The sequence below is a fragment of the Streptomyces fildesensis genome (assembly GCF_016107395.1).
Taxonomy (GTDB): Bacteria; Actinomycetota; Actinomycetes; order Streptomycetales; family Streptomycetaceae; genus Actinacidiphila; species Actinacidiphila fildesensis.
Window position 1 is genome coordinate 17,998 of the sequence record NZ_JAAIKO010000023.1, and the last position, 25,572, is coordinate 43,569.

Consider the following 25,572-nt stretch of genomic DNA (forward strand, 5'->3'; position numbering starts at 1 on the left):
CTTACGGTGATCGGTGGGTGGCGGACCGGGCGGCGGGCGGTGCGGGGGCCACGCTGGGGCGGACGATCGACAGGTGGGCTGCCGTGGTGTCCAGGTCCTGCTGGATGACGTAGAGCCGGCGGGCGATCAGCTCCAGACGGTGTGCCGTGTCCGGCCTGGTGGCTCCTGGCTGGCGGGCGATCCGGTGGGCGGTGTGCTCGATGAGTGAGCGCACCGTGGCCAGCGGCCCGGCGTGCTCGTCGGCGAGCTGCAACAGGACGCTCGCCAGGTGGCCTGTGGCAGTGGGTACAGGCGCGGGGGCCTGCGGCTGGGGAGCGGTGGGTGCCGGGGTCAGGCGCAGGTCCCCTTCGATGCGGCGGGCTTCGACCGAAAGGCGCTGCAGGACGTTGGCGGGCTGGGTGTTCCAGTCGCCGTCGAGGTGGATCAGGTTGGCGATCAGGTCGAGGCGGCCGGGTTGGGCTTGGACGGCGATCCACTGGCAGCCGTTTTCGTCACCCGGGATCTCGATGCCGGCGGCGCGGGCGAGACGGTGGGCGGTCTCGGCCCATTGGGGTCCGGTCAGCACCCGGTCATCGCGGTGGAGGCGGATTTCGAGGTGGAGGATCGCTCGCCGGTCGTCGTTCGGGCTGGCAGCGAACGGGTGCTCCAGCAGCGGGTCTTCGAGGTGCTGGGCCCACTGGGCGGACGTCCACGTCGCCTGCTCGTCGTCCAGGGTGTAGGAGTCGAGCCCCGGCCAGTAGGCGACGACGGTGTACTCGGTCAGCCCGTCATCCGGTGAGACCGGCCGGCCCAGCGCGGCAGTGAGCGGGTCGTGCGGGGTATGGGTGCGCTCGTGGACCTGGAGGATCACCGGCCGCCCCGGACGTCGGCGACGTGCACGAGCTGGTGGAGGGCGGTGATGGTGTACCAGCCGCAGTCGACCAGGGCGTTGGCGTCGGTGTGCTTCGGCAGGAGGTAGTCCTCCATGGCCCGCAGGTGGATCAGGCAGTCCGGGCAGCGGCGCGTGAGGTGGACGAGATAGCGGGGGTGGGCGGTGAGGTACGACTGCGCTCCGCCGGTCGCGTCGCGCACCCGCCATCCGTCCTCGTTGGTCGGGGTGTGCCAGGAGGAGGCGACCACGCGCACGGCGTCACCCCACAGTTCGCCGCCGGCGACCCCCCTCAGGACGACGACCTGGTCGCCGGCCTGAAAATGGCCGTGGGTGATGTCCCGGACGGGGGTGAACGGGTCGGGTGTCGCAGCGAACGCCGGTGTGGGTGGGGGTAGGGTCATCCGGTTCCTTCCACGGGAGACGTGATGCGGTGGGAGGAACAATGGTCCGGAAGAACGCCGGTTTGGCTAACCGGCGATCTCCGGCTATGTTCCCCCTCCGTCACCGGAACGGGTTCTCCGTCCCCCGGTCGTCCCCACCCGCCGCGTCGAGGAGTTCCGGCAGGTCAGAGCCCTCTACGTCCCGCTGATCGATCCACCACCCGGCCCGCGAGATGGCCCGCGCCTTCTCCTCCACCTCCGCCCAGTCCGCCTCGTCCCAGGTCCCCTCGACCACCAGCACGGTGTGCGCGGCAGCCATCAGCTGATGACGGGAGCGCACACCCCAGTCCAGGGCCTTCTCCGGGCCTTCCAACGGCGGCATATCGAACTTCTCCGCCCACTCGACAGCAGCCTGCTGCTCCTGGGCACGCTTGCCGGCGAGCCACTGCTCCTTGGATGCGCTGTCAGCGTCACGCGCTGCTCTCCAGCAGTCAGAGCAGTCCTTCGTCGCGAGCCAGCGGGCGAATCCGGCCCGTTTGTCGGCGGGACGGCCGGACAGGTCGTGCTCGACTGCGTGGGAACAAGGGTGCTGGACGGTCCATCGGGTGCGCACTGCCATAGATGTGTCTCCTCAAGTAACCAAAATGGAAGCGGTGTTGGGCTGCTGGTCGGGGGATGTCGCTTCGGCCTGGGGCCGCGCGGTGGTACCGGCAGGGCCGGGAAGGTGTCCGGCCCCGTGCAGGTGTGGGCGCCCGGCGAGCAGGACGGTGAGTGCGAAGGCGGCGCCGGCTGCGGGGAGTGCGGCGCTGGCGAGGTGGTGCTCGGCGAGGCGCCCGGCCAGCGCGGTGCCGGTGGACTGCCCGGCACCGATCGACAGGATCAGCCACGCGTACGCCTCGCTGGTGCGGCCGACCGGTGCGAGGGTGTCCGTGGTCAAGAACGCGCAGGCGACCACGACGGTGAGGAACGCCCCGGGCACGATGACCGCGGCGGTGGCAGCGCCCGGGCCCAAGACGGCCAGGAGCGGGAGCCACCCGGCCAGGAACGCTGCCCCACCGGTGATCAGCCGGCTGGTGGTGGTGCCCTTCCACATGCGACGTCCGTAGACGAGGCCACCCAGGAGGCTGCCGGTGGAGAAGGCGGCGGGGATGATCCCGGACAGCATGCTCTGTCCGTGCTGCTCGGCCAGAGCGACGGACCAGACGTTCATCGCTCCGATCGCGAACCCGACCCCGGCAAGAGCGACGAACAGCAGCACCAGGCCCAGGCTGATCAATCGGCGGCCTGGCCCGCCGTCGGTGGCGGCGGCCTGTGCGGGGCGTCGGCTCCGGGAGGGCGGCGTGAGGGCGACGACGGCGGTGCCAATCAGGCCGAGTGCGGCGGTGACGACGAGCGCGCAGGACGGGTTGTAGCCGGCGGTGAGTGCGGCGACGAGCAGCGGGCCGACGATGTACAGCAGGCCCTGGCTGCCGGTATCGAGGGCGAGTGCGGCGTGTCGCATCCGGGGGTTGGGCAGCACGGTCGGCCACAGGGCCCGGAGCCCCGCTTCCAGGGGTGGCGTGGTCAGGCCCGCAGCGACGACGATCGCGGTGCTCAGCGCCGGCCCGCCGTGGTGGCCGATCGCCGCGAGAGCAACCAAGAGCGTGGCGTTGAGCAGGGCCGCCGGCAGGTGCACGGCGCTCTGCCCGTGGCGGTCCATCAGGCGCCCCTTGACCGGCTGGACCAGCGACGACGCCAGCCCGTACAGGGCGCTGAGCAGCCCACCGAGGGCGATACCGCCTCCGCAGGCGGTGGCCCACAGCACGATGGCGACGGGAGCCATCGCGTTGGGCAGGCGTCCGGTGAGGGTGCCGGCGAGGAGCCGGGCGACGTGCGGGCTGCCAAGCACCGCGCGGTAGGTGACGCACGGTGCCGAGGTCGAGGGTGTGGTCAGGGACAACGGGGGGCTCTCTAAGAACGGGCGGTTATGGGCGGCGCGCGGTTGTCGGAGTGCGAGGTGGCGGTGCGGCTGGAGGTGTCGTCTCCAGCGCCGGGCGCGAGCGGATCCGAGCAGGGTTCGGGACGCGGTGCGGCGGCAGGACAGCGACGGTGGCGCCGAGATCCTCTGCCACGTCATGGACCTCGTCCATCAGGAAGCCGAGCTGCCGCGCGAGTGCGTGGATCCGGGCGCCGATCTGCTGGCCGCGCACGGTGCCGAGAGCGTCGGAGAACTCCTCGACGGCGTACAGGAGGTGCCCCAGGCGAACCATCGCACCCGCGCCGACGCCCTCTTGCGTGGCACTGAGCAGGACCTCGGAGACATCGCCGGCGGTACGGGCCTCGACAATCTCCCGGAGCAGCTCCTGCACGGGCTGCTCGGGGACGGGCTCTGGGCGGTTGAACCGGGACGCGGCGTCGGGCCGTAGGACTCCGGGCGGCACAGCTCGGGGCAACGCCTGCCCGGCCGCGTACTCATGGACCTAGTGCCCGATGATCTCCCAGTCCGAGGCGTCCGGGTCTCCGGCGAGCGCGACCACCGTGGAGTCGTCGTCCTCGACGAGGTACGCGAGCGTGATGCGGCGACCGTCAGCCACATGCCACGACTCGATCAAGTCCAATGCCCCGCCCTGCCGCAGCGCGGCGTGCGCCCGCGCGGTCCAGCTCTGCCGCTCCTCATACGTCAGCCCAGGTTCGGGCTCGTGGTGCTGATCGGCCAGGTCAGCGGCGATGGATCCGTAGTCCGCCCATGCAGCGAGGTGAGGCCACACCAGGGCGTACTGGACACGCAGCGCGGCCGAGTCAGGCACGGCCGGACGGTCGAGAACGCGGACGATCTCGGTGTGGGAGGTGGCGAGCGAGTCGAGCACCTCGCGCCACGCGCTCAGGGGTCCGGTGGGCGGCAGTTCATCGAGCGCGCGGTGAGCGGCGCCGAGCAGGGCGTCGGCGTGCGGGGCGAGGTAGGTGGTGTACACCTCCACGGCTGCCGTGTTGCGGTGAGCGAGAGCATCCGCGGCGGCGCCGGGGTGCGCGGTGCGGCCGTAGCGGTCACGGGTCGTGTCGAGCGCGTACTGGGTCTGGGTGTTGATCACGGACATTCGTAGCCGGAACTCGCGTGCTTGTTGCGCGAGGCGCGATGCCTCGGCCTGGAGGCTGTCGGGATACGGGTCGCCGGCGGGCGTCATCGGGCTCGCCCCTCGCCCGAGAACAACGGGCTGCGGGTCGGGGCAACAAGGCCCAGGCCGGAGCGCTTTGCGAAGCAGATGTGGTCAGACAGGAGGAATCCCTCGGTCGTCGTGGTCGTGTGGTGGTGTCTCAGCGTGTTCTGCGGATGGCGTCGGTGGCGGCTTGGGCGATGGCGGCGGGGGCGTTGGAGGGTCGGGGCAGGTGAAGTGGGGTGGTGCCCGGCAGGTGGCGGGACTCCTTGGTGAGGGTGAGTTGGAGTACGGCGCAGCCGGCGGTGGTGAGGCGTTTGATGCGGGTGAGGGCTTGGGCGGTTTCGCCGTCGGTGTAGTGGGCGTCGGTGACGATCACCAGGAGGCGGCCGGTGCCGGGTCGGCTGAGGTCGAGGCCGTGGTCGAGTGCGTCGATGGCGTCGCCGAGGTTGTGGTTGCCGCCGTTGGCATGGAACGTCGTCACGCGCTCTGGTGCCCGGTGGGTGGGTCGGGTCAGTGCGGTCAGGTTCATGTCGTAGGCGATGGTGGCGGTGCGGGAGTCGGGGTCGGTCAGGGCTGCTGCGCGGGCCACGATCCATGCGGCGGACGCGACGGGTTTGCAGGCTGCCGACATGGAGCCCGAGACGTCGACCGCGATCCCCACCCTCAACGGTGGGGTGGGGGAGTTGCGGCGGCGGGTGTGGGTGAAAGGTTCCGCGGTGGGTGTCGAGCCGGCGGCGCGCTGGGCGTCGCGGGCGAGGGCTTGGCGCATGTTGAGGCGGCCGGGCGGGGTGGGGCTGGTGGTCCGTTCCTCGGCGCGTTCGCGGTAGGCGGCGGCGCGAAGGGCGCGGCTCAGGCGCGCTGCGGCGCTCTGCTCGGCGGCGGTGGGTTTGCGGCTGCCGGTGACCGGGTTGCTGGAGGGCGCGGGTGTGCCGTCGGGGCTGACGGTGGTGCCGCGTGGGTTGAAGACCGACTTGGCGGTGGCGGCGGCTTTGCGTCGCTGGCCGACCTGTTGGGCGCGGTCGTTGGCCTTCGCCCGGGACTGCGCTGCCACGGCGTTGTTCGAGGCGGCCTGTGCTGCGAGGTCGGCGGCGTCGTTGGCGGCCATGTGGTCCAGGACGACCGTGACGGCGCCGGTCAGCAGGTCGGTGAGGTCTTGCGGCGCGGCGGGCAGGGCCGGGGCGGCGGTGTCCAGGGCGTCGCACCAGTCCTGGGCGTGTTGGAGCATGGTGGTGGCGTCGTGGTCGGCGCACCGGTGGGCTGCGGTCCAGATGCCGGTGAGGGTGGCCAGCAGGGGCGCGCCCAGGACCCTTTCGCACAGGTCGGCGACGGCTTTGGTCTCGCCGGCGTCCAGGATGTCGGCGTCCCGGCGCCCGAGCATCAGGGCGGCCACGCTGGCGGCCTGCTGGACGCCGTGGAAGGCGGGGTTGGCGATGTCGGGCATGACCAGGGTCCGGGCACTGGTGCGCAGGTACGTGCGGTCGGTGGGCCGCCTGGTCAAATGGGCGCCCTCGACACGGCTCTCCTCCAGCAGGAGCGCGGCCTCCACGACGCGGGGCTCCGCACCGGCCGGCTGCTCCCACACGGAGTGGGCTGCGTGGGCGGCCTCGTGGACGAGCACTCCCCAGGCGGCGGGATAGTGCTCCTCATCGCCCACGATCCGCGGACGGACCTCGTGGGGTTGCAGAGGTGCGAACAGTTTGGCGTCGAACTCGATCTCCGCCAGGCCGGGGAAGTAAGCCGCCGGTGCGCCGGAGCGGGTGCCGGGACGGCAGGTGACGAGCAGGTCCTGGCGGCCGGACAGGGCGACCAGCCGGTCGCCGAGCTCGGCTCCCACCCGCAGCCACGCGGCCGGGGAAGAACGGGGCTGCGCGGGCGGGGCACCGTCGTCGTCCCAGCGCGCGAGGCCGGCGTCCTCGTCGCGCGTGGTAGCGGAGGACTGGACGTGGTGATGGGCGCTCAACGCGAGCTCCGGCGCGCAGGTCCGGCGCTGCCCGGGGGCTGCCGGGCGACCGACGCACTGCCAGCGGAGAGCTGTCGGCCCAGGGTGAGGGGCGCGACCTGCTTGACACCGGCGATCTTGCCGACGGCGTCGGCGACAGCGTCGCGGTCCTCCAAAGGAGCGATACCGATCAGGTTCGCCAGCGCGGCCCTGGTGCCGAGCACGGCCTCGGTCTTCTGGTAGCTGAGCAGCTCCCGCAGCTGCGGGGCCCAGCCCATCTCGCCGAGTTCGACCTGCCTCGCGAGATGCCGGGCGATCCGGACCACCCGAGCATCGATCTTCAGGGCCAGGGCGAGATCGTAATCCGTGCCGACCTGGATCTGCACGCTGAACCGGGACGCCAGCGCCTCCGTCAGCACAGCTCCGTGCACGCCCGGATTGTGGCCCGCAACCACGTAGAAGCCCGGCTCGGCCTTGATGGTCTCGCCCCGGTGGGCCTTGACCTGGATCTGGCGGCGCCCGTCCATGGCCGGGTAAAGGGCGGCCAGCACCTTCGGCGAGATCAACGTGGCGTCGTCGATCAGCAGCGCACGACCCTCGGTCATCGCGGCGACCAGCGGACCGTACTGAAAGACGTACCCTCCGCCGTCGGCCTGCGTGTACTCGCCGATCAGGTCGCCGACCGTGGTGTCACCATCGCCGGCGACGGTGACCAGGTCAGGAAACGCGGCCTCCACCAGAGACGTCTTGCCGGTTCCCGGAGGACCGTAGAGCAGCACCGGCACGTCGGCGTCACGCAGACGATTCAGCGCCTCGACGTCAGGCAGGTCGGCCAGCTCCCGGGGGTGGTAGAGCTGGCCTCCCGCGCGGCGGATCGGACCGCCCTGCTGGGGCGCGCGGGCTGCAGGAGCGCTGGTGCGAGCCGTGGCCGCTGGGCGGGGTGAGTGGGTTCCCGGTGGGCTGATCACCGCGGCCTGCGCGGCTGCGGCGGTCTTCTGGTTCGCGCGGAAGTGCGGCTGTCCGGTGCCGTGCTGGTCGGCCTCGCCGCGTCGCGCCAGGGTCAGGGCGGCGTTGCGGACAGCGCCGTGGGAGTGGCCCAGCTGCCTGGCCATGTCCCCGATGGTGAGGCTGTCCGCGGGCCGGTCGGCCAGCAGCCTGGCCACCTTGGCCCGTAGCTCGCCGGCTTTCGTGCGTGCTGTGGCGGGCGGTCCGGGTGTGGTCAAAGAGAGGGTCCTTCAACGGGTTGGCGTGCGTTCGGGGTTGGCACTGCAGGTGCGGGTGGCCTCGGCGTGGGAGGTCTTATCGCTGGTCGGTGCGGGCGTGCCCGACGGGGGCGCACCGTCGGCGTTCACAGGCTGGCCGATGCTCGGTCCAGGGGCACGGGGTGGCCGGCGGCGAGCGGTTCACCGGCTGCCGGGCAGGTCCGCGGCTCCGGTCCGCGGCGGTTTCCGCGGGTTGGGCGGGCTCAGCCGGGAGTCTCCTCGAAGCCGGACTGAAGCAGGATCCTCCGGGCGGCGGCGTTATAGCCGGTGGTGGTGATCTCGCCAGTGGTGCTGTGCCGGATCGGCGCGAACGGCTGGACTGCGCGCTCTGCTGGCGCCGCCGCCTCGTGGACGGGCGAGGGCCCCTGGACGACGTGGATGCGGGTCGCCGACAGGGATTCGAGCGCTTCCCTGCGGCGGTCGGTCAGGTCCTGTTCGATCCTGGCCAGAGCGTGCGTCAGCGTGTAGGCGGGGACGGATTCCGGGTTGGGGTGGGTCTCGTCGAGGCAGGGGTCGACTGCGGTACGGGCACGGGCGATAAGCCGCTGGGCGGCGTGGAGCGGGCCGCCGTCCTGCAGGAGGTGTTCCAGGAGTTGGCCGGGCTGATCGGTGTCGGCTGTGGTGAGGTGGCCGGCGAGTTCGTGCAGTGCCGCAGCGCTGGCCTTGACGTTGGCGACGGAGTCGAGAGGATGCGAGGTCAGGATTTCTCCGGGATGTTCGATTGCGGCTTGGAGGGCTTGGGCGGCCGGCGCCAGCCGTGCTCCGGGGCGGGACTCGGCGTGCGGGGCCGGTACGGGCGGGCCGTAGCCGGCCTTCCACTGTCCGCATGTTTCTCGGCCGGCGTCCGGTCGTCGTGTGTCAGGTGACGGTGACGGTGCGGTTGTCGTGGGCGGAGTCGGGCCGTCCGCGGGGTTGCTCCGTCATTTAGCGGTGCGCGCGAGTCGGCAGTCCTGCAGCAAGCACCGGCGGGCGGGTGCTGGTAGCGGGCTTGGGCGGTGTAGGTTCCGCGATTCGCTGAGCACTCGCGAGTTCCTGACCTGCGGTGTTGGAGCCGGTGAGCACTGGTAGCTGCCGAGTCCGTCGCCCGATCATGAGCAATCTGGTTCGTTGAGAGCTGACTTGGCGGTCGGTAACCGCGAAGAATCCGCAGGTCACGAGATCCATTGCTCACCGAACCGCGGAATTGCTCGAACGCTGCTCATGATCACGCGGAACTACTCGCGAATCTGCGGAACCTACAGGCGGTGTAGGTTCCGCGTCCTCGCGCGCACTGGGGCCTGCGGAAATGCAGGATTCCAGGCTCGATGCGCAGCCATGCGGTCTGCCGGGGATGCGCAATCCGGCAGCGGTGCCACGGTCTGACAATGGATCGCCTTCGACATCGACGCTGGTCACGAGATCCATTGCGCACTCAGGCCCGGAAATGCGCATCGAGTGCGCATCTGGCGCGACCGTTGCGCACCGAATCGTGGAACCTACAGGCGGATGGTTGCGGAGGGCGGACCGCAGGCTGCGGCCGTACTGCCAGGCATGCTCGCGGGCCGCCGCCTCCAACTCGTCATATCCGTGCTGGGCTGTGAGCTGGCCGGCGTGCTTGCGGTACCTGTAGACCGGAACGGGCAGCAGGATTCCGGGGGCAAGATTCGAGATGCCGACGGCCGTGCAGTAGTCCTCGCCCTGGACGAGGCCGCCCATCGGGGCGGCGCGCACGAGTTCGGTGCGGGCCAGGATCGTGGTCGGCCCGATCGGGATGGTGTCGGCCGGGGACTTCCAGTACGTCCATACGTCGCCAGCCTCGTGCCGGCCCGGTGCCGCGGGGCACCGCCACAACGTGGTCGAGCCGTCCGGGTGAAGGTCCTCACTCCACCCGGCACACCAGCCCACCCCGGCCGATTCCAGGGCGTTCAGTCGCAGGGACATGGCGTCGTCGGTGAACTCATCGTCGTCGTCCGCCCAATTGGTGTACTTGGTGTCGACTTGGGCGAGGGCGAGGTTCCTGGCGCAGGCGGCACCGACCGGACGGGGGAGCGCCAGGGTGCGGACCCGGGGGTCGTCGGCGAGCGGGGCCGGCAGCCGCTCGGCCGAGACACCGTCGAGCGCGATCACGGCCTGCCAGGGGACGGTCTGGCGGGTGAGGCTGGCGTGCATGGCGGTCAGGTAGTCGAGGCGGTCCTCACGCAGGCGGGTGGCGATGACGACGGTAATCAGGGGAGCGGCGTACGGGGGCAGGGAAGACTCCAGGGACGGGGGTGGCTAGCGGCGGCCGGTGTGCCGCGGGGTGCCGGCCTGCGCGGGGGCCGCGGCGGGCGTGGTGCGGGGTGGTGCCGCGTGGGCCGGCTGGATGATGGGGGCCGGTGCGATGGGGGACCAGTGCTCGGGGTGGTCGCTGAAGTTGGTGCGCGGGTCTGTGGTCCAGTCCACGAGCCGGCCGGAGCCCTCGTGGGGCGCGCCGATCACTTCGATGCCGTGCTGGTGCAGGAGGTAGCCCCATTGCATGTCCTGCGCGTCGGCGGTGTCGTCGGTGACCGTCATGCGCACCGGTGGGGTCCCGTCGGGGGTGATCAGGTGGTCCAGCGTGCTGCTGGGCCACTGTTCGCCGCCGGTCAGCGCGGTGAGGAGCGCGGGTGGGGCGCCGTCGAGGAGATCGGTGCCCAGTTCGTCCCAGCCGACGGCGACGTCGTCGATGAGGTGACGGGACATGGCCTGTAGGTCGCGCCCGAACTTGTGCTGGTAGGCGGCCAGGAGCAGGGGCAGATGGTGGCTGGGCACGCCGTCGTGGTGGACGTAAATGCCGCTGTAGCCCGAGGTGGTGGGGCGGGCGATGAAGGAGCGTGTGGACAGGGAGGTCTCCAGGTCGCAGGACCGGTTGAGGGAGGTCAGCGCGCCGGTCGGTGCGGGGGCGCCTGGCCCGGTGGTGTGCTGCTCGGCGGGAGCGCGGAACGGCCGGGGGCCGGGTGCTTCGGCGCCGGCGCAGGGTCGTATGCGGCCCGCAGCGCCTCCAGGTCGCCTTGGTCGGCGATGGCCAGCGCGGACAGGGCGCGGCCGGCTGCTTCCAGGAGCAGTCTGGGTGGGGAGCCCTTCGCCGCCTCGCGGTGCTGACCGCGCCACTGGGCGGCGGCCAGGAGGTAGTCGCTCATCGCGCGGAGCGCGGGTTCTGCGGCGTCCAGGAGGCGGCTGGTGACGGCGTGGACCTCGGCGGGCGTCTGGGCCGCGGTGAGTGCCGCCAGGTATGGGGCCGGATCCGGGCTGGGTAGGGGGCTGTCCGGCAGCGGGTGCTCGGCCAGGAAGGGCACGGCGTCGCGCCGTGCCCACCGCAGCAGGTCGGCGCGGGTGGCGATGCCGTGGCGGGCGGCGCTGATCTGTTCGGCGTCGCGGCCGGCGTTGTCGTACAGCTCGAAATCAGGGTGGGACAAGGGCGCTCCTTGGTGGCGCGGGGTCTATGCGCGCTTGAACTGCTGGGGTGTGGACGGCGGGCCGGAGGCGTCGGTGCGGGCGCACGTGTAGCCGATCAGCCGGGCGGGGCCGACTGTCGCAGGAACGGTGGCGGCGTCGTTGCACACGAAGGTGTACTGGATGGAGCTGCGAGGGATGTCGTGGAGCCAGGCCCGGTCGTCCTTGTTGGGGATGATCTCCAGGCCGGCGCGGGTGACGGTGTCGGTCTGACTGTGGGTGTGGGAGAACAGGATCAGCGCGCCACCGTCGGTGGTCTTGAGCGCGTAGGCGTCCGGGAAGCGGTTGGTGGTCCCGGCGAACACGCTGATGCCCAGAGCCCCGTACTGGCGGCCGGTCTCGGCGTGGACCTTCATCTGCCGCTTGCTCGCCTCGGTCGCAGCGAACACCTTCTGGCCGGTAGTGGTGCCGCCGGTGGCGAAGTTGTCGAGGATCGCGGCGCGCAGGAGGTCGGGGCTGGCCGCGAGCTGCTGGGTGCCGTTGGCGGGGACGGCGGTGGCGTACCCGTCGGAGTCCAGCGCGATCGAGGGCAGCGTGGTGTCGTCGAGGTCGGTCACCGAGACCATCTCCCACCGCTGGTGCTCCGGCTGCTCGGCGAACACCGCGAGCCGGGAGGGGGCTTTGCCCTGGGCGGTGGACAGCGCGGCGACGAACCAGCGGGGCTGGCCGGCGGTGACCCGCGGGATATACAGGCGGGCGCTCGCCAGGTCGTAGGACCACGGCTTGTACGGCTTGCGCTCGGCCTTGGTCAGCCCGCCGTATTCCGTGTACTCCGCGAGCGACATGGCATAGAGCGAACCGTCCTCGACGGTGTCGAGCAGGGCGCGATCAGAGGTGGCATTGGCCTGGTTGTTGATCACCGAGTAACGGGCGATTTTACCGACCACGTTGTGAGTCTCCGGTTCATTCGTTGGAGTGGTCCGCACGAGCGTCTCGTGTCCGTTAACCGACCCGCCCCGTTCCCTTCGTGACGTAGCGGGAGTTGGCGAGGAGGTCGCGTGCGACGCTCGGTGGTGCTTGGGGACCTGCGGGTACAGAAGATGGCTCGGGCTGGGGGCGGCTGGTCGTACACGATCGTGTGGCCAGACGTCACGGTGGACGAGGAAGCCGATGGCTACCTGCGTACGCACGAGGGCAGCGGATCCCAGAAGACCTACGCCTACTTTCTGGTCGATCACCTGCGTTGGCGCGTCCGTGAGCGACTCACCACAGAGTCGATCACGGCCCTTGACCTGTTCCGGTACCTCGGGGCAGTGGGGGCGAAGGTGGACCTGCCGTACGGGCTGCCGTGGCGGGTGCCACCGAAGCGCCCGTACGGGCAGTCCGCGCTGGAGGTCCTGGCGGCCTGCTTGAAGGGCTTCTACCTCCACCAGTGCGCCGTGCAGAGAGCGAATCCTGAGTTGCGGGACGCGCTGGACACGCGGCGACTTCCCACCCAGGCCGACCGCAACCGCGCCTTGCTGGGCCACGTGAAGACCTCGATGCCGGCCAACCCGCTGGCCCCGAAGAAGGGGACGCGACGGCGTCACCCCAAGATGCTGCCCGAGGGGACTCGGCCCGGACTGTTGGACGTGGTGAACACCGCCCGGGACAGGATGGTTGTGACCTGGCTGTCCGATTCGAGCTTGCGTATCGGCGCCCTGACCGGCCTCCACCTGGTCGACTTGCATCTGCGCGACAACGCTCCATGCGGTGACTGCAAGGCCCCGCACATCCACGTCTGTCACCGGTGGGGCAATCCCAACGGGGCGGCTGCGAAAATCAAGCCGGACTGGGCGATTGTCGACGGGACAATCACCAAGGGTGAGATCTACCGGGTCAGCCCCGCCATGACCAGTAGCTACTACGGGTACATGACGACGGAGTACGCCAGGCGCGCTGCTGGGCACGGCATGCTCCTGATCCAGCTGTCCGGACCGCGCTGCGGTGAGCCCTGGTCGGCGGACGCGGCCCGCGGCATGCTGCGGCGAGCCGGACGCCGGGCTGACTTGCCGGGCAGGATCAAGCCTCAGGCTTTTCGGCACCAGTTCACGAACGACGTCATGGACGTCACGAACAACGATCCGCACGTGGCCAAGGCCGTCGGGAACTGGGCCTCGGCTCAGATGGTCGATGAGGTCTATGGGCATCCTGACCTGCACTCCTCGCAGTTCATTGACGCGCTGGACAAGGTCTGGGGCAAAGAGGAGTGACGGCGACCGCCGCGCAGTTGCTGCCGCTGATCGGTCCCGGAGGCCCGGCACCGACCCGCACGACGCGCGATCGGCTGGAGCTTTTGCACGCACTGATCACGGCGCCGAGGTTCGACCCGGTGTTCCGGCCTGACGTGATGCACGTCCCACGCGATCACCCGGTCTATGGCTGGGGCTGTGGTGTCACTGCCTGCGAACGCACCCGGAACACGCGCTACGACTACTGCAAGGAGCACAACGACGACTGGATCGCTGTCCAGGAGGCGGGCGGGACCATCACGGAGTTCCTGGCAACCGCTGAGCCCAAGAAGTCGATGGCCTGGCTGGTTCCTCCACCCTGCCTCGTCTGCCCTGACGTTCCGGCCCGGAGCCAGAACCAGTTGTGCTACTTCCACGCCCAACAATGGACCTACCACCGCCGGTACTCCCGCACGAAGTACCAGCGCGAGGTAGTCCTCGAGGATTGGCTGGCTCAGGCCCGCCCCTTCCCCGGATTCGGGCCCTGCCAAGTACGGTCCTGCCCTTACGGCGCCGATCATCCCCTCGGGCTGTGCCACCGCCACCGCAACAGCTACATCCAGCAGAAGCATCCTGGCGGGGCCCGGCTGCCGAACTACTGGAGCCGCGAGTTGGTGACGACGGGAAACCCCGTCCCGGTCCGGTTCGACGACGAGGCCGCATTCCGTAAGTGGTGCGAGGATACGGACCCTCCGCACCGCGCCAACGGAAACCTGACACTGCTGGGACTGCGCCCTCTGATCAAGGCAGAGATCAAGTGGTGCATCTTCCACCACGCCAAGGGCGAGGAAGGCAGTATCTGGCCCATCTCCTGGATTCAGCGGCTCATCGACGAATGCCGTCGCCAGGACGTGAATTCGCTGGCAGACCTCGATCTGGAGGCTTGCAAGCAACACCCGCGGCAGATCAGCAGAGTGATGCTCCACTATCTGCGGCTGGTCTACTTCACCCGCGAGGACACCAAGGACGCCGGCTTCATCGAGACCGAGCACTTCGGCGTCCGCTTTCCGAAGGCCCGCAGCCACATCGACCTCTCCCGCATCACTCAGAGGTGGCTGCGGGACCTGTGCTGGGAGCTGATGGCCAGCCGTCTCCTCACCGGCCAGGCGCGGTCGCGCGCCGCCTTCGACTTCGACAGGCGCGGCTGCCACGAAATCAGTGCCTATTTGGAAATCGAGGCCCCGGCAGGTGGCCACGACCCCACCTTGCTGACCGAATCTCACATGATCGACTTCGTGGCAGATCAGAGGCACCGTGCCAGGCATAGGTTGCCCTCGCTCGGCCAGCGAACTAGCGGCAATTCCCTCGAGAACGGCATTACCACTCCCGGCACTCTGGCCACCATCTTCGATGGTGCCCGCCGGGTGCTCCGGTCCGGTCTGGAGACGGGCGCGGTCGAGAGCATCGGTCTCGACCGCCGGTTCATCCTCGCCCTGCCCTTCGGGGCGAAGACCAAAGGACGCCGCCGGCCGTTCTCCGACGAAGTGGCCCGCGCGCTCGCCGGCGAGAAGAACCTCCAGATGCTTGCCGCGAGCGATGTCGAGGACCGCGGCCTGCGCGATGTGTGGGAGGGACTGATCGTCACCGGGCGGCGGTGCACGGAGATCCTCGACGTGCGCCTGGAGTGCATTAGCCGCATCGGCAAGGTCCCGATGTTCTGGCACGACCAGAGCAAAGTCGGCAACGTTGACGAGGGTATTCGTATCCCCGAACGCTTCTACCAGCGCCTCGAAGAACGCCAGTCCAAGACCGTCGCGCGATTCGTCCAGCGCAAGGGCCGCCCGCCCACACCCGAGGAACGACTCCAGCTTGCCCTGTTTCCCAGGAAACACACGAACCGTGAACTCCTGAAGGGTTGTGGCTACAGTTGGTTCCACACTTTGTTTCGCGACTGGGTCCTTACGCTTGACATCGGCAAGGCCGTCCCGCACCAGGCTCGCCACACTCTGGCCACCAACCTGTTGAAGGCGGGCGCCAACCTTACGCACGTCAGGCGCTACCTCGGCCAGGTCTCCGAGGCGATGGCCGAGCACTACACGCACATCGCCAATACCGACCCGGTACTCAACGACGCACTTCAGGCGGTCTGGGTCGGCGGACCCGGATCGTTCGAGCCAGGCATCGTGCTCTGTGGCAGCGAACCGCTGAACCGAGAAGAAGCCGAGGCAATGCTGATCGACCTCACCCGAAAGTCCACGCCAGCCGAAGGTGGGTTTTGCACTTTCCAGCCCGTCGTCAACGGTGAAGCCTGCCCCTGGGACCTCAATTGCCATTCGTGCACGGAGTTCGTCATGACCGGCGCTGATCTCGTCTACTGGCACCGCAAGCGTGAGCAGTGGCGCACCATCGCGGAGGGTGCCGCAGACGACGCCACCCGGGACTACCTGCACCGCCTCTTCGAACCAACGGCCCGCGCGATCGACGGCCTCGAAAGGGCCCTCGCCGCCGTCGGCCTGCTCGAAGAAGCCCTCCAGCTGGACCTTCGCCGACCGCAGGACTACTTCGGCCGGGTCTGGTCCTCCGCCTTCCGCGCCGACGAGCTCGTCCGCCAGGTCGAGGCCGATCGCATCGGATCCGAAGACGAGTACGCCATCGATGCAGACGAGTGAGGTGCAGGCGTGACCACCAGCCCCCAGACCGCAGCCGCTACGGCCGCCCGCCGTCGGCAGACACAAGACAAGCTCCGGCAAGTCGAGAAGGCAATCAGCCAACTCCGCCGGGAACGCGGGCGACTCACCGTCCGAGCAATCGCCTATCGGGCAGACGTCTCTCCCACCTTCCTCTACGAGAACGCTGCGGCTCGCGCCCTGGTCCAGAACGCAGTCCAGGCCAGCAAGAGCCGTCACGACCACCAGACACGCATGGAACACGACCGGGTCGAAGCGACATGGCGGGAGCGGGCCCTGAACGCAGAGGAGGGCCTGACCCAGGCTCAGAAAGAGATCCTCACGCAGCGGCAACGAATCGGCGAACTCATGGGCCGCCTCCGCGACACCGAGCAGATGGTCTCCGGCGAGTCCGTCCAACAGCTCGTCACCGAGAACACAACCCTCAAGAGGCGCATCCACCAGCTGAATCAGGACCACCGGTCGCTTCAGGAACGGCTGGAAGGCGCACGTTCCAACTTGCGCTTCGCAGGGAAACGCACCGCTGACCTTGAGGCAGAACTCCTCGGCATGAAAGCGTCCCTCCGTGACTGAATCAGCCAGGCGCCCTCGCACGTCACGAACACCTACGTGAGGCATCACCACACGTCAGACAAGACACGGACGCCTTTGCGGTCGGTAAAGGTGATGACGGCCTTGGCCTGGGCAGTACTGAGAGCGGGCGGCGGCTTTGCCACGAAGCTGGTGGTGGGGGTCGGTTCGGCGTGGGAGGAGCTGGTGTCGGTGGTGCAGGCGGCTAGGGCCAGGGTGAGGCAGGCGGCGCCGGCGATCAGCGGCAGTGAACGATGGGCAATGCGGATGGAGACTCCAAAGGTCAACGGGAAGTGGTCAGCGCGTACGGGGCGAAGAGGGGCTCACGGCCTGAACGGCGGCGGGTGTCGGCGCACGGCGGGGTGGGAGTGCTGTCGGGGCGAGGTGATCCGCGTCGAGGCGCAGCTGGTGCGCTGCCTGATAGAGGTGATCGCGGGCGCTGTTGAGCAGCTGGTCGAGGGCGGAGCGGTTGACGTGCCGGGCTCGGGTCAGCTCCGGCAGGCCCGCGAGGGGGGCGGCGTTTTGCAGGAGCCCGGCGTGGGCGACGGCTGTCCCGAGATCGGCCACGACGCGCCCCAGGGTGCCCACGGCCTGCGTCAGCGCGGTGACCCTGCGCTGGGTGACGCCGTCCCGGGTGCCGGCCGGGCTGCTGATGCCCCGGTTGGCGAAAGCTGCGCTGCTCGTGACGTGCATGATCAACCCGGCGATATCGCGGATCCGGTCTTCCAGCTCGTCGAGGTTGTCGCTGACGCAGTGCCGGGCGTCGGTGAAGGGCATGTCCTCGCCGGCCTGGTGGATGCCCTCGGCCAGAGAGCGCAGTTGGCTCCTGGCGTCGAGGTCGGACAGCCGATGGGATCCGGGAGGCGCGCTCAGGAGCGGGTCAACGCTGGGGCGCACGGGCGGCGGGCGGCGAGGCCGGCGGAAGGCCGCGCTCGGTGGTCGGTGCGACGTGGCGAAGGTTCACTCCGATGCCCTTGGCCGCGAGTAGTCGGGCCACGGCTTGGATCCGCAGCGCCCGACCGTTCTCCCCATACTCGGTCGGCAGGAGGAAGGCGGCCTGGTGCGGGTGGTACTGAAAGCCCCAGGCGTACAGCGTCAAACGGGCCTGCTCGGGCACGCTTTTGTACGGCGCGCCCAGAGCCCCGTCGTTGTACAGCGTCAAGGTGAGGACCTGGTCGACATGCGGCGGGTCGGGCCGATGCGGCGGGTCGGGCTGGACCGCCGCATTGTCGAACACCTGCTCCAGTGCATGCTCGTAGCGGGGCAGCACCCGTCGCGCGACGTGGGCCGCGGCCCGGACCGGATCGTGGGAGACGGCGATGCCGTTGGGCTCCTCGACACCGTCGAAGTGGTGGGCCTTGACGCCGTCCTCGTCGGGTTCGAGTGGAGCGACGACAAACTGGTGCCGGTAGCGGGGCCGGTCGGTGACGTAAAGCCGTTGGCGCTCCGGGCCGTGCAGGATGGCGTCGTGGGCCAGGACGTACTCGCTGACGATGTAGTGGATGTGCCCGTTGTCCCAGAGCTGCTCGGCCCGGGGGAACTGGTCCTCATACCGTTCGTGGCGTTGGTAGTCGCTGGTCCAGGACCCGGGCAGGCGGGCGGCCAGAGCGCCGGCGAAGTCGGACAGGTCGGATCGGGTTGCGGTCATGGATTCCTGAGGGGAGAGGGTGCCGAAGCCGCCGGCGGCGTCAGCGTGTGTGCCGCGGCGGCGCCGGCGGGAGCACCGACGCAGGGGGACGCGGTGTACGGGCGGGTGCCATGGTGGGCCGGGAAGCTGGAGCTTGGGCGGTCAGTGCTCGCATCCGGTCCTCGGCGACGTGCAGCACTTCCCCGAGGTTGCGGATCTCGCAAGCGGCGTCGGCGAGGTCGTAGGACAGGTCGAAGCCGTCGTCCTCCTGGGCTTCCTTGGCCTTCTCGCCGGCTGCTTCGAAGAACTCGCCGAGCCGTTCCAGCAGACCGTTGATCGGGTCCAGGATCTGGTGCAGCAGCGCGGCGGCCTCGGCGTGCGATCCGGCCCCGTTGAGCTGGTCGGTGAGGGCGAGCAGAGCGTTGCCGTAGACGTACACGGCGCTGCTGTCTGCGACCTCGGCGGGAGGTTCCGGTGCTTCGGCCTGGGCTGCGGCGGACATGCTCGGGCTGTCGGTGGACGCGAGAGGTACGGGCAGCAGTCTGAGTTGGGTGAGCCGCTGGTCGATGGCCTCGATCATTGGCGTGGTACTGCCCCCGTGGCGGACTTCGGGCCGCTCAGGGGCGCCGGGGTCGGTCGGGGGGACCGAGTCGTAGATCAGATCGAACAGCTCTGGCCGGTCCTGGTGTTGGCGGGTCACGATCCACCCCTCGGGATCCCCTGGCGGACGCTCGCAGGACGGCTCTTGGAGTGGGCCGATGATCAGGTAGCTGTCGTCGGGGAGCGATACGTGCACGAGGTACGAGCTGAGCCCGAAGACGATGTCGCACTGCAGCCCGCGCTGCCGCAGGGGCGTGATGATGTGCGCGTGGCGCCGCCACAGCTCCCGCCACCAGTCGGTATGCACGTTGCGGTGGTCCGGAAGCGGTGCGAGTGGGGAAGGGCCGGCAGGCGTGCTGTGCGCGGCGGGGACGGAATACGGGGAACTGTTGTTGTCAGCGGCCACGGTTGCGCCTGCGGGGGATCAGTGCGCGAAGGCGCGGAGTCCGGGGGGCGGGGCGGGACTGCAACTCCGGTCGGGCTGAGACCGCGAAGTCGCATTCGTAGGCGTCGTAGGCGGCGAGCAGGTCGTGTTCCATCTGAGCTTCGTAATCGGCGATCTGTGCCATGAGGTCGTCGTGTTCGGCCTGGTTCTGCTGGTACGCAGCCCAGTCAGCATCGCTGAAATGAGTGGGGCGGTTCAGGGGACTCCTTGGGAAGGGGTGCGTCGGCTCGGTTAGAGACGGTGCGGGCTCGGTTGGGGCGGTACGGGTGCCGGGAAGAAGCGGTGCAGGTCGAGGTACCTGTCGAGTTCCTTGACCGCATCGCGCAGCGCTTCCGACGTGCGCCGCAAGTAGGCGCGGGCCGTGGCGTGGTCGAGGACCATGCGGTTTTCCGCGTACTGCCGGTCGGTCGGGTTGCGGGACCGGGCCAGGGAAAACGCGGTCTCTGCGGTTTCGGCGAAGTGCGGTGCGGCGAAGGCAGACAAGGTGGCGGCTGTCGCGAGGTGGGTCAAGGCGGCGCTGCCGACACGGCTCGTGCTGTGGGCGCTCCGCGCCCATGCGGTGGTCAGTTCCATGACGGCGTGAGAGAGAATCTGCGCGTCGGCGGCGTGTTGGATCAGCTCGGCATAGGGCGGAGAGGCCGGTACGCGGCCGGTGTCGTCCAGGAGCTGCCACTGCTGGGCGGCCTGGCTGAGCTTGGTCTTCACGACGTCGAGTGCGCCGATCAGGCGGAGGGTGTCGCTGTGCGGCATCAGTTCGCGCTGGAAATCCGGATTCATAGGCACCTCACGTGTGCTGCTCCTGCGCGGGTTCGATGGCCACGTGCACGGTGCGGTGCTCTGCAGCTGCGGGCCGGCGAGCGGTCGGGCGAGGGATGCAGAATCCTCGTTCCGGGTCTCCGAGTCCTACGGGTATCGACAAGCCTGTGCGGGCTACGGCTCATCGAAGTCGAGGTCGTCGAGGGTGCCCTGCCGGTAGTGGAAGACGTGCTCTTCGAGCTGGGCGAGACGGCCGTAGGCGGGGTTGTCGCGGAAGGCGTCGGTCCGGTCGAGGGCATACTGCTGCTTTTCTGCCTCCGCGGTGAGGACACGGGCGGCATTTCGGGAGGAGACGCTCGCCCACTGGGCCATGTCGGTGGGGGTGGCGTCCTTCATCCACGCCCAGGTGCCCCGGCCGAGCCGCAGAATGCTCTCCGGGTGGTAGAGCCCGCCGGTCTTGCGATGGCGGCGAGGACTTCGCCGCTCGGCGAAGTCGCGCGCGACCGACTGAGTGGCTTTGTAGATGGCGGCGTCGTACAGCTCCGGGACCTGCCGGATCCGCCCGTCCAGAGCGGCGTGGAGGTCTGCCAAGTGGATGCGGCCGTTGTCGGCGGTGACCTCTTCGGCCGCTTCCAGCGCGAGCTTGCGCAGTCGCGCGTCGAAGTCGTTACTCACGGAAGGTCACGCTCCTTCCACACAGTCGCCATCTCGTCCAGTGCCGTCATGGCGTGGGCAATGACCTCGCGGGTCACAGCGCGTCCAGGGGCGGCGAACTGGGGGTCGTACAAAGCGAAGGTCTGGCTCCCCCGGACCTGGGCGAGCGAGGGCAGGACCTCGCACAGGAGCTGGGTGGCGACCCGGCGCTGCCGCTTGTCCTCCTCGCTGCGCTCGGTGCGCTCCGCCCACGCGCCGGCCAGCGTCAGAGAACCCTCGACGACTCGGTCGGCCAGTTCGGGATCCTCCTTGCGCAGGCGGGCGAGCTGGACCTCGGCGGAGTTGGCCTTGGCCTTGTTCTCCTGCGCGACCGCGTATGCCTCGTTGAGTCCGGTAGCGCCGCTGATCACCGGGTCGACGTGGTCGGGCGCGTGCTGCAGCACGACGTTGGCCTTGCTCACGATGCCTCGCGACATTCCCAACTGTCCACTCAGGAAACGGGAGGACTGTCCACTCGGTGGACGGTCGCTCTGTTCACTCAGGAGACAGGCTTTAGCCGTGATCATGGCCAGCTGGCCCTTGGTCAGGTTGCGCCGGTGAAGGTTCGCAGACAGGACGTAGCCGTCGGGGTCGTCGCCTTCGTACGTGGTGAACGAGGGCTCGGTCTCAGCGATCTCGCAAGCCTTCAGACGGTTGCGTCCGTCGAGGACCTGGCCGCCGCGATCGAGGACGACGGGGTGCAGCAGCCCGTGTTCCTTGATGTTGTCGGCGAGGGCGGTGAGATCTTCCTCGTCGAGCGCGGGGAAGAGCAGAATGGTGGGATGGAACTGTATGGGGATCTCCTGGTGCGAAAGGGGGTGTGATGCGGCTGGTGTGGCCGACGGGGCGGATGGGATCTCAGTGCATCCGGGCATCTGTATCGAATAGTGACAATTCGTGCGGGTGGAGCTGGTGTTGCACGATGAAAGATCGTCCGGCGACCTTCCAGAGCCCTCGGCCGCGGTTGAGGTGGGAGATGGCGTCCATCTCGACGGAGGTGAGGCCGAGCAGGGTTGCTGCGGCCTGTAGCTGGTCGGTTTCCTGGCGGTAGATGATGCGGGTGGAGCAGTCGGCGAGCAGGCCCTCGGCCAGGGCGCGTCCGCGGGATCCGGCGTCGCCTGCGGTGAGCAGGTCGGACAGCCGGTGGATGACCATGAGGTTGGCGATGCCCAGGCCGCGGCTGAGTTTCCACTGGGCTTGCATGCGTTGCAGGAGGCCGGCGTGGCGCATCAGGCGCCATGCCTCGTCGTAGACGATCCAGCGCCGGCCGCCGTTGGGGTCGGTGAGCGCGGACTCCATCCAGGCGGAGGCGCACGTCATGGCCAGCACGAGGGCGGTGTCGTCGCCGGATCCGCCCAGTTGCGACAGGTCGATGGTGAGCATCGGCGCGCTGGGGTCGAAGGTCACGGTGGAGGGGGCGTCGAACATCCCGGCCAGGTCGCCGTGGATCAGCCGGCGCATGGCGTGCGCCAGGTCACGGGCCGCGTCGCCGAGCCGCCCCGACATCATCCCGGCGGCCTCGTCGAGCGCGGCGGGGTCGTTGAGGGTGGCGGCAACATCACCGAGGAGCGGGGTGCGGCCGGTATCGGTGGCGTGGGTGACGACGGCGTCGAGGGCGATGTCCAGAGCGGTGTGCTCCATGGGCATCAGGTCCCGGCCCAGGACGGTACGGGCGAGGGAGCCCAGCAGGAGCAGGCGCCGCTTGCGGATCTCCCCGACCCAGTCGGCCGCCGCGATGCTCGCCGGCCGCGGCGCTGCGTCCAGGGGATTGAGGCGGCCGGGCAAGCCCGGGCCGAGGGCCACGGAGGTGCCGCCCAGGGCCTGCGCCACCGCCGTCCACTCGCCCTTGGGATCGCACGGAACGTAGACGCGGTAGCCGAAGGCGACCGAGCGCAGCGCGAAGCTCTTGGCCAGCGCGCTCTTGCCCTGCCCGATGACGCCGGCGAGCAGGATGTTCGGGTTGGTGAAGCCCTCGATCTTGCCGTACAGGGCGAACGGGTCGAACACGAAGCTGGCTTCGGCGTGGACGTCGCGTCCGATGTAGACGCCTTCGGCGCCCAGGCCGCCTTCGGCGAGGAACGGGTACGCGCCGGCCGCCACGGCAGTCGTCATGCGGTGGGCGGGCAGCTTCAGCCGGTTCTTTCGGGCCGAAGCCGGCCCCGGCCTGCCGCTCAGGGGATAGAGGGCAGCGGGGGTCGCGTGCGCGGCGGATGTGCTGTCGGCCGGTCGGGTGCTCGCTTCGGCGCGGGCCTTCGCGGTGGCTTCAGCCACTTGGCGGCGGGCTGCTTTGCGGCTGGCCCGGTTGGTTCCCTGCGGGGTGAACAGCGCGGACGCCGAGGCGCGGCGGGCGGGCCGGTGACTCATCGGGCCCCTCTCATCGGCGGTTCATCGGACGCAGGCGGTGGTGTGCGGGCGCAGGTCGGTGGGGGTGGTCTTGCGCCGGATGCTGTGCCCGGCGGCGAGGTGGCGCTGGCAGATGGTCAGCACGGGTGGTCCCTCGGGCAGCCGCTCCGGATGGCACGCGCTCGCCTCAGCGCCTTCTGCCGCAGAGCTGGGCAGCAGGTGAAAGGCCAAATGGATCTCGGCGGTCGCCTGCCAGAGGAGGGTGTGCGCGGTGCTGAGGTGGCGGCCGGCGGCGGGGTGCGGTGGCCGCGTGGTCTCGGAGAGGTGGTCGAGGAGGTGGTGCAGGGAGGTGAGGTGGGCGTGGAGTACGTCCAGGTGCACGCGGTCCGCTGGAGCTGCGGGGGTGGTGCGTGTCAGGGCGCGGGTGTGATGGCGGACTCCGGCGCTCGCGGCCCGGAGGTAGGGGTGCGCATCGTCCGCAGGGGTGCGAAAGGTCAAAGGTGGTGTTCCTTCCTGCCATGGGCAGGGACGTTTGCGGGGATCGGTCGGTGAGGTGGGTCAGTGGGAACGGCGCGGTGCTTTCGGCGGTGGGCCCGACACGGTGGCCGCGGGCTGGTTCGGGGCCAGGACGCGCGCCTGTTCGTGACGCAGGTCGTTATACGAGCCAGGGGCGCCGGTTCCGGGATGGCTCTCCTGGGGCAGCAGCGCCGGAGCCGCGAGTGAGGGCCCGGCGGCGTCCTTCAACCATGCTTGGAACGACGGTAGTTCGTAGAGGGTGCGCTGGGCGTCGTGGAGATCGGTGGCGTGGACGACGAACCGCCAGGGGTTTTCGCCGTCTTCCTGGCCCGGGCCGGTCAGGGTCAGGGTGAAAGCGCGTCGGGTGGGGACAGCGGTCAGGAGTTCGAGGCGCTTGATCACGACGTCGAGGGTGTCGCTGGCCTCCATGGCGGTTGCCTCGCGGACCTCTTCATACGCGGTGCGCTGCTCCTCGATCACCTCTCCGTCCGCGGTGCGATGGGCGTCCAGCTGCTCCTGGTGGCGGTGGCGCATGGCCTGCAAGGGGGTGAGCAGGGCCAGGATCTCGTCCGTCAGGTGGGGGGTGCGGTCGGCGGTGGGGCGCGACCCGCTCACAGCGCGGTCCGAGCCAGGGGCAGCGCGGCGAGGGTGAAGGCTTCGGGCTGCTGGTAGTTCAGGCGCCGCAGGTCGACTCCCGAGGTCACGGCGTGGGTTTCGATCTGCGCGCAGGCGGCGTCCAGGAGGGTGTCGGTCTCGGCGGTGACGGTGACCAGGCCGGTCAGGGCCACGTCCGCGTGCCCGGCGATCAGCTGGCGCTCCCGTGTCTTGACGTCTGCGTACTCGACGGAGTCTTCCTCGCTGTCGACCTGGCCCTTGCGGGATCTCTCGTTGGCGTCGGCGATGATCGCAGCCTTCTTCCGCTGGACATCGCGCAGCGCGGACTCCAGCCCCTGCGGCGCGTAGACCAGGGACAGGGTGCGCCGTACTCCGGCGGTGAACATGATGCCGTGGAGGAACCCGGCCCCCATCTCGGTGCGGGGCCAGTTCTCCACCCAATACGTGGCGTGGCGGGCGGAGTCGGTCGCGAGCCGGTCGTACTCCTCGACCTGGACGACGGGCCCGGCGGCTGCGGGGTCCGCCTCGGCGCGACCGGTGTCGGACCACTGCTGGAGCGCGGCGAGCGCCTTGGGATCGTAGGCGGTGCGGATGACGGCGGCGATCTCCCGCGAGCTCAGCCAGCCTGTGACCATCAGTCCGGCGTTGCGGGCGGCCTGGGCGATGGACGCGGTGGTCTGCTCCATGACGGTGAAGGAGCCCGGGAGTCCTCCGCCGGCCTGGGAGATCAGTCGCCGGGCGGATTTGAGGTCGAGGGAGATGGCGAGGTAGGTCTCGTGCGGTGCGGCGGCGGGCCCGGCGGAGGCGACCAGTGCGGAGTAGATCTGGCCGGCGACCGGCGTCTGGGGGTGACCATGGTGGGCCCAGTGCCGGGTCAGGGTGTCTCCGCTGTCAGGGACCGTGCGCTCCAGCACCTGCACGGTGGCGATGTGCCCGGTGCGGGCGATGCCGGCGAGCGCGCGGCCCCAGCTGGTGACGTTGTGGTTCTGGGTGGCCGGGTCGAGCAGCGCGAAAGCGCGGCTGCTGACGCGGGCGATGGCGGTCAGTGTCTGCTGGTGCGGGTCGTACACGGCGGCAGCGCCGTTGGCGGAGTCGCCGGGGGTGACGACTTTGAGGGAGGCGGCGGTGCCGGGCAGGTGCAGGACGCCTTCCTGGCGGGGCCGGGTGACGGGCCGGGCGAGCCACAAGGTCTGCCCGGTGCTACGGCGGTGCGCGTAGCGGGCGACGATCGGCGCCCAGTCGATCAGCGACCGCCCATGCCGGCGGATCATCACGAGCGCACCCGCCGCGGCCCACAGGGGCGTTAGGGCAATGGCGCCGAGCAGCCCGGTGGAGACCACCGTCATCAGCAGCAGCGCCAACGCCGCTGAAACGAGCACGAGTTGGGGTAGGGAGAGGCCGAGGAGGATGCCGCGGCGGGAGCGGTGCGGGAACTTCACCGTGACCGGGGCGACGGACAGATCAGTCAATGGGACGGGTCCTGGGGTCGGCGGTGGGGCCCGGGGGGCGGAGGTGCAGTTGCATCTCCGCCCCC

Annotated in this window: 27 protein-coding genes and 2 pseudogenes; 5 read left to right on the forward strand and 24 right to left on the reverse strand. The window is 69.8% G+C overall.

Annotated features, from left to right (window positions below; translation table 11 throughout):
• Position 1: 1 nt before the first annotated feature.
• The 4 genes from C6N31_RS25810 to C6N31_RS25825 all read right to left on the reverse strand — a co-directional run bounded on the left by C6N31_RS25810 (position 2) and on the right by C6N31_RS25825 (position 3,190).
• Positions 2 to 850: a relaxase/mobilization nuclease gene (locus C6N31_RS25810; protein WP_198358313.1), complete on the reverse strand. Its 849-nt coding sequence runs from the start codon at positions 848 to 850 to the stop codon at positions 2 to 4.
• The gene (locus C6N31_RS25815) at positions 847 to 1,272 is read right to left on the reverse strand and encodes a hypothetical protein (protein WP_198358314.1); all 426 of its coding nucleotides are present in this window, start codon (positions 1,270 to 1,272) and stop codon (positions 847 to 849) included. Before C6N31_RS25815 ends, C6N31_RS25810 begins: the two co-directional genes overlap by 4 nt.
• Before the next feature lie 100 nt (positions 1,273 to 1,372).
• Positions 1,373 to 1,870, reverse strand: coding sequence for a hypothetical protein (locus C6N31_RS25820; RefSeq protein ID WP_198358315.1), 498 nt, complete (start codon positions 1,868 to 1,870; stop codon positions 1,373 to 1,375).
• A 12-nt stretch (positions 1,871 to 1,882) separates the two neighbouring features.
• Positions 1,883 to 3,190 carry an MFS transporter gene (locus C6N31_RS25825; protein ID WP_198358316.1) on the reverse strand — a complete coding sequence of 436 codons (1,308 nt, stop codon included), beginning with the start codon at positions 3,188 to 3,190 and terminating at the stop codon, positions 1,883 to 1,885.
• Between the two features lie 127 nt (positions 3,191 to 3,317).
• Here C6N31_RS25825 and C6N31_RS45660 point away from each other — a divergent pair, with 127 nt between their 5' ends.
• On the forward strand, positions 3,318 to 3,656 hold the full coding sequence (locus tag C6N31_RS45660) for a hypothetical protein (protein ID WP_306665020.1): 339 nt from the start codon (positions 3,318 to 3,320) through the stop codon (positions 3,654 to 3,656).
• Between the two features lie 54 nt (positions 3,657 to 3,710).
• On the opposite strand, the gene C6N31_RS45665 is transcribed toward C6N31_RS45660, so the two are convergent.
• The 8 genes and pseudogenes from C6N31_RS45665 to C6N31_RS25860 all read right to left on the reverse strand — a co-directional run bounded on the left by C6N31_RS45665 (position 3,711) and on the right by C6N31_RS25860 (position 11,923).
• Positions 3,711 to 4,412 carry a hypothetical protein gene (locus tag C6N31_RS45665; protein ID WP_306665021.1) on the reverse strand — a complete coding sequence of 234 codons (702 nt, stop codon included), beginning with the start codon at positions 4,410 to 4,412 and terminating at the stop codon, positions 3,711 to 3,713.
• 130 nt (positions 4,413 to 4,542) lie between these two features.
• On the reverse strand, positions 4,543 to 6,345 hold the full coding sequence (locus C6N31_RS25835; RefSeq protein ID WP_198358317.1) for a vWA domain-containing protein: 1,803 nt from the start codon (positions 6,343 to 6,345) through the stop codon (positions 4,543 to 4,545).
• Positions 6,342 to 7,487: an AAA family ATPase gene (locus tag C6N31_RS25840; RefSeq protein ID WP_198358404.1), complete on the reverse strand. Its 1,146-nt coding sequence runs from the start codon at positions 7,485 to 7,487 to the stop codon at positions 6,342 to 6,344. Before C6N31_RS25840 ends, C6N31_RS25835 begins: the two co-directional genes overlap by 4 nt.
• 136 nt (positions 7,488 to 7,623) lie before the next feature.
• Positions 7,624 to 7,888: pseudogene (locus C6N31_RS44190) on the reverse strand (hypothetical protein).
• A gap of 1,189 nt (positions 7,889 to 9,077) precedes the next feature.
• Positions 9,078 to 9,794: pseudogene (locus tag C6N31_RS25845) on the reverse strand (glycosyltransferase family 2 protein); the annotation flags it as partial.
• A gap of 45 nt (positions 9,795 to 9,839) precedes the next feature.
• Positions 9,840 to 10,355, reverse strand: a complete 516-nt coding sequence (locus tag C6N31_RS25850) for a hypothetical protein (protein WP_198358318.1) — start codon at positions 10,353 to 10,355, stop codon at positions 9,840 to 9,842.
• Positions 10,356 to 10,462: 107 nt separating this feature from the next.
• Entirely contained in the window at positions 10,463 to 10,999 is a 537-nt protein-coding gene (locus C6N31_RS44195; RefSeq protein ID WP_232485661.1) for a hypothetical protein, read from the reverse strand.
• A 24-nt stretch (positions 11,000 to 11,023) separates the two neighbouring features.
• Positions 11,024 to 11,923 (reverse strand): DUF8094 domain-containing protein, encoded by a 900-nt coding sequence (locus tag C6N31_RS25860; RefSeq protein WP_307811543.1) that lies wholly within the window; start codon positions 11,921 to 11,923, stop codon positions 11,024 to 11,026.
• 111 nt (positions 11,924 to 12,034) lie between these two features.
• Between C6N31_RS25860 and C6N31_RS25865 the strand changes: the two genes are divergently transcribed.
• Genes C6N31_RS25865 through C6N31_RS25875 form a run of 3 tightly spaced genes read left to right on the forward strand, consistent with a single transcriptional unit; the run spans position 12,035 to position 16,446 of the window.
• Positions 12,035 to 13,228, forward strand: coding sequence for a site-specific integrase (locus tag C6N31_RS25865; protein ID WP_307811544.1), 1,194 nt, complete (start codon positions 12,035 to 12,037; stop codon positions 13,226 to 13,228).
• Positions 13,225 to 15,855 carry a tyrosine-type recombinase/integrase gene (locus C6N31_RS25870; RefSeq protein WP_307811545.1) on the forward strand — a complete coding sequence of 877 codons (2,631 nt, stop codon included), beginning with the start codon at positions 13,225 to 13,227 and terminating at the stop codon, positions 15,853 to 15,855. Before C6N31_RS25865 ends, C6N31_RS25870 begins: the two co-directional genes overlap by 4 nt.
• 9 nt (positions 15,856 to 15,864) lie before the next feature.
• Positions 15,865 to 16,446 carry a DUF6262 family protein gene (locus C6N31_RS25875; RefSeq protein WP_198358319.1) on the forward strand — a complete coding sequence of 194 codons (582 nt, stop codon included), beginning with the start codon at positions 15,865 to 15,867 and terminating at the stop codon, positions 16,444 to 16,446.
• Between the two features lie 44 nt (positions 16,447 to 16,490).
• On the opposite strand, the gene C6N31_RS25880 is transcribed toward C6N31_RS25875, so the two are convergent.
• From C6N31_RS25880 to C6N31_RS44200, 8 genes are all read right to left on the reverse strand, one after another.
• On the reverse strand, positions 16,491 to 16,730 hold the full coding sequence (locus C6N31_RS25880) for a hypothetical protein (RefSeq protein WP_198358320.1): 240 nt from the start codon (positions 16,728 to 16,730) through the stop codon (positions 16,491 to 16,493).
• Between the two features lie 10 nt (positions 16,731 to 16,740).
• The gene (locus C6N31_RS25885) at positions 16,741 to 17,340 is read right to left on the reverse strand and encodes a hypothetical protein (protein WP_198358321.1); all 600 of its coding nucleotides are present in this window, start codon (positions 17,338 to 17,340) and stop codon (positions 16,741 to 16,743) included.
• Positions 17,324 to 18,091 carry a hypothetical protein gene (locus C6N31_RS25890; RefSeq protein ID WP_198358322.1) on the reverse strand — a complete coding sequence of 256 codons (768 nt, stop codon included), beginning with the start codon at positions 18,089 to 18,091 and terminating at the stop codon, positions 17,324 to 17,326. The genes C6N31_RS25885 and C6N31_RS25890 overlap by 17 nt, the downstream gene beginning before the upstream one ends.
• Before the next feature lie 40 nt (positions 18,092 to 18,131).
• Positions 18,132 to 18,977: a hypothetical protein gene (locus C6N31_RS25895; RefSeq protein WP_198358323.1), complete on the reverse strand. Its 846-nt coding sequence runs from the start codon at positions 18,975 to 18,977 to the stop codon at positions 18,132 to 18,134.
• A gap of 88 nt (positions 18,978 to 19,065) precedes the next feature.
• Positions 19,066 to 19,209: a hypothetical protein gene (locus C6N31_RS25900; protein WP_198358418.1), complete on the reverse strand. Its 144-nt coding sequence runs from the start codon at positions 19,207 to 19,209 to the stop codon at positions 19,066 to 19,068.
• A gap of 137 nt (positions 19,210 to 19,346) precedes the next feature.
• A complete protein-coding gene (locus C6N31_RS25905; RefSeq protein ID WP_198358324.1) occupies positions 19,347 to 19,892 on the reverse strand; it encodes a hypothetical protein in 546 nt (181 codons plus the stop codon).
• 153 nt (positions 19,893 to 20,045) lie between these two features.
• A complete protein-coding gene (locus C6N31_RS25910) occupies positions 20,046 to 20,546 on the reverse strand; it encodes a hypothetical protein (RefSeq protein WP_198358325.1) in 501 nt (166 codons plus the stop codon).
• Entirely contained in the window at positions 20,543 to 21,001 is a 459-nt protein-coding gene (locus C6N31_RS44200; protein ID WP_232485678.1) for a hypothetical protein, read from the reverse strand. Before C6N31_RS44200 ends, C6N31_RS25910 begins: the two co-directional genes overlap by 4 nt.
• Before the next feature lie 120 nt (positions 21,002 to 21,121).
• Between C6N31_RS44200 and C6N31_RS47155 the strand changes: the two genes are divergently transcribed.
• Complete coding sequence (locus C6N31_RS47155) at positions 21,122 to 21,388, forward strand: hypothetical protein (protein WP_486593468.1); 267 nt, start codon at positions 21,122 to 21,124, stop codon at positions 21,386 to 21,388.
• A gap of 34 nt (positions 21,389 to 21,422) precedes the next feature.
• On the opposite strand, the gene C6N31_RS25920 is transcribed toward C6N31_RS47155, so the two are convergent.
• From C6N31_RS25920 to C6N31_RS25935, 4 genes are read right to left on the reverse strand one after another with little or no spacing between them, the layout of a single operon-like run.
• Complete coding sequence (locus C6N31_RS25920) at positions 21,423 to 22,928, reverse strand: VirB4 family type IV secretion system protein (protein WP_198358327.1); 1,506 nt, start codon at positions 22,926 to 22,928, stop codon at positions 21,423 to 21,425.
• A 21-nt stretch (positions 22,929 to 22,949) separates the two neighbouring features.
• Complete coding sequence (locus C6N31_RS25925) at positions 22,950 to 23,405, reverse strand: DUF6238 family protein (protein WP_198358328.1); 456 nt, start codon at positions 23,403 to 23,405, stop codon at positions 22,950 to 22,952.
• 60 nt (positions 23,406 to 23,465) lie between these two features.
• Positions 23,466 to 24,038: a hypothetical protein gene (locus C6N31_RS25930; RefSeq protein WP_198358329.1), complete on the reverse strand. Its 573-nt coding sequence runs from the start codon at positions 24,036 to 24,038 to the stop codon at positions 23,466 to 23,468.
• On the reverse strand, positions 24,035 to 25,507 hold the full coding sequence (locus C6N31_RS25935; protein ID WP_198358330.1) for an SCO6880 family protein: 1,473 nt from the start codon (positions 25,505 to 25,507) through the stop codon (positions 24,035 to 24,037). Before C6N31_RS25935 ends, C6N31_RS25930 begins: the two co-directional genes overlap by 4 nt.
• Positions 25,508 to 25,572: the final 65 nt, after the last annotated feature.

What these genes read in the sequence shown, in the direction of transcription:
- C6N31_RS25815 (WP_198358314.1), bottom strand. Translation starts at nt 1,272, where the DNA reads ATGACCCTACCCCCACCCACACCGGCGTTCGCTGCGACACCCGACCCG.
- C6N31_RS25900 (WP_198358418.1), bottom strand. Translation starts at nt 19,209, where the DNA reads ATGGAACACGACCTGCTCGCCGCCTACGACGCCTACGAATGCGACTTC.
- C6N31_RS25820 (WP_198358315.1), bottom strand. Translation starts at nt 1,870, where the DNA reads ATGGCAGTGCGCACCCGATGGACCGTCCAGCACCCTTGTTCCCACGCA.
- C6N31_RS25890 (WP_198358322.1), bottom strand. Translation starts at nt 18,091, where the DNA reads ATGACCGCAACCCGATCCGACCTGTCCGACTTCGCCGGCGCTCTGGCC.
- C6N31_RS45665 (WP_306665021.1), bottom strand. Translation starts at nt 4,412, where the DNA reads ATGACGCCCGCCGGCGACCCGTATCCCGACAGCCTCCAGGCCGAGGCA.
- C6N31_RS44200 (WP_232485678.1), bottom strand. Translation starts at nt 21,001, where the DNA reads ATGTCGCGAGGCATCGTGAGCAAGGCCAACGTCGTGCTGCAGCACGCG.
- C6N31_RS25920 (WP_198358327.1), bottom strand. Translation starts at nt 22,928, where the DNA reads ATGAGTCACCGGCCCGCCCGCCGCGCCTCGGCGTCCGCGCTGTTCACC.
- C6N31_RS25905 (WP_198358324.1), bottom strand. Translation starts at nt 19,892, where the DNA reads ATGAATCCGGATTTCCAGCGCGAACTGATGCCGCACAGCGACACCCTC.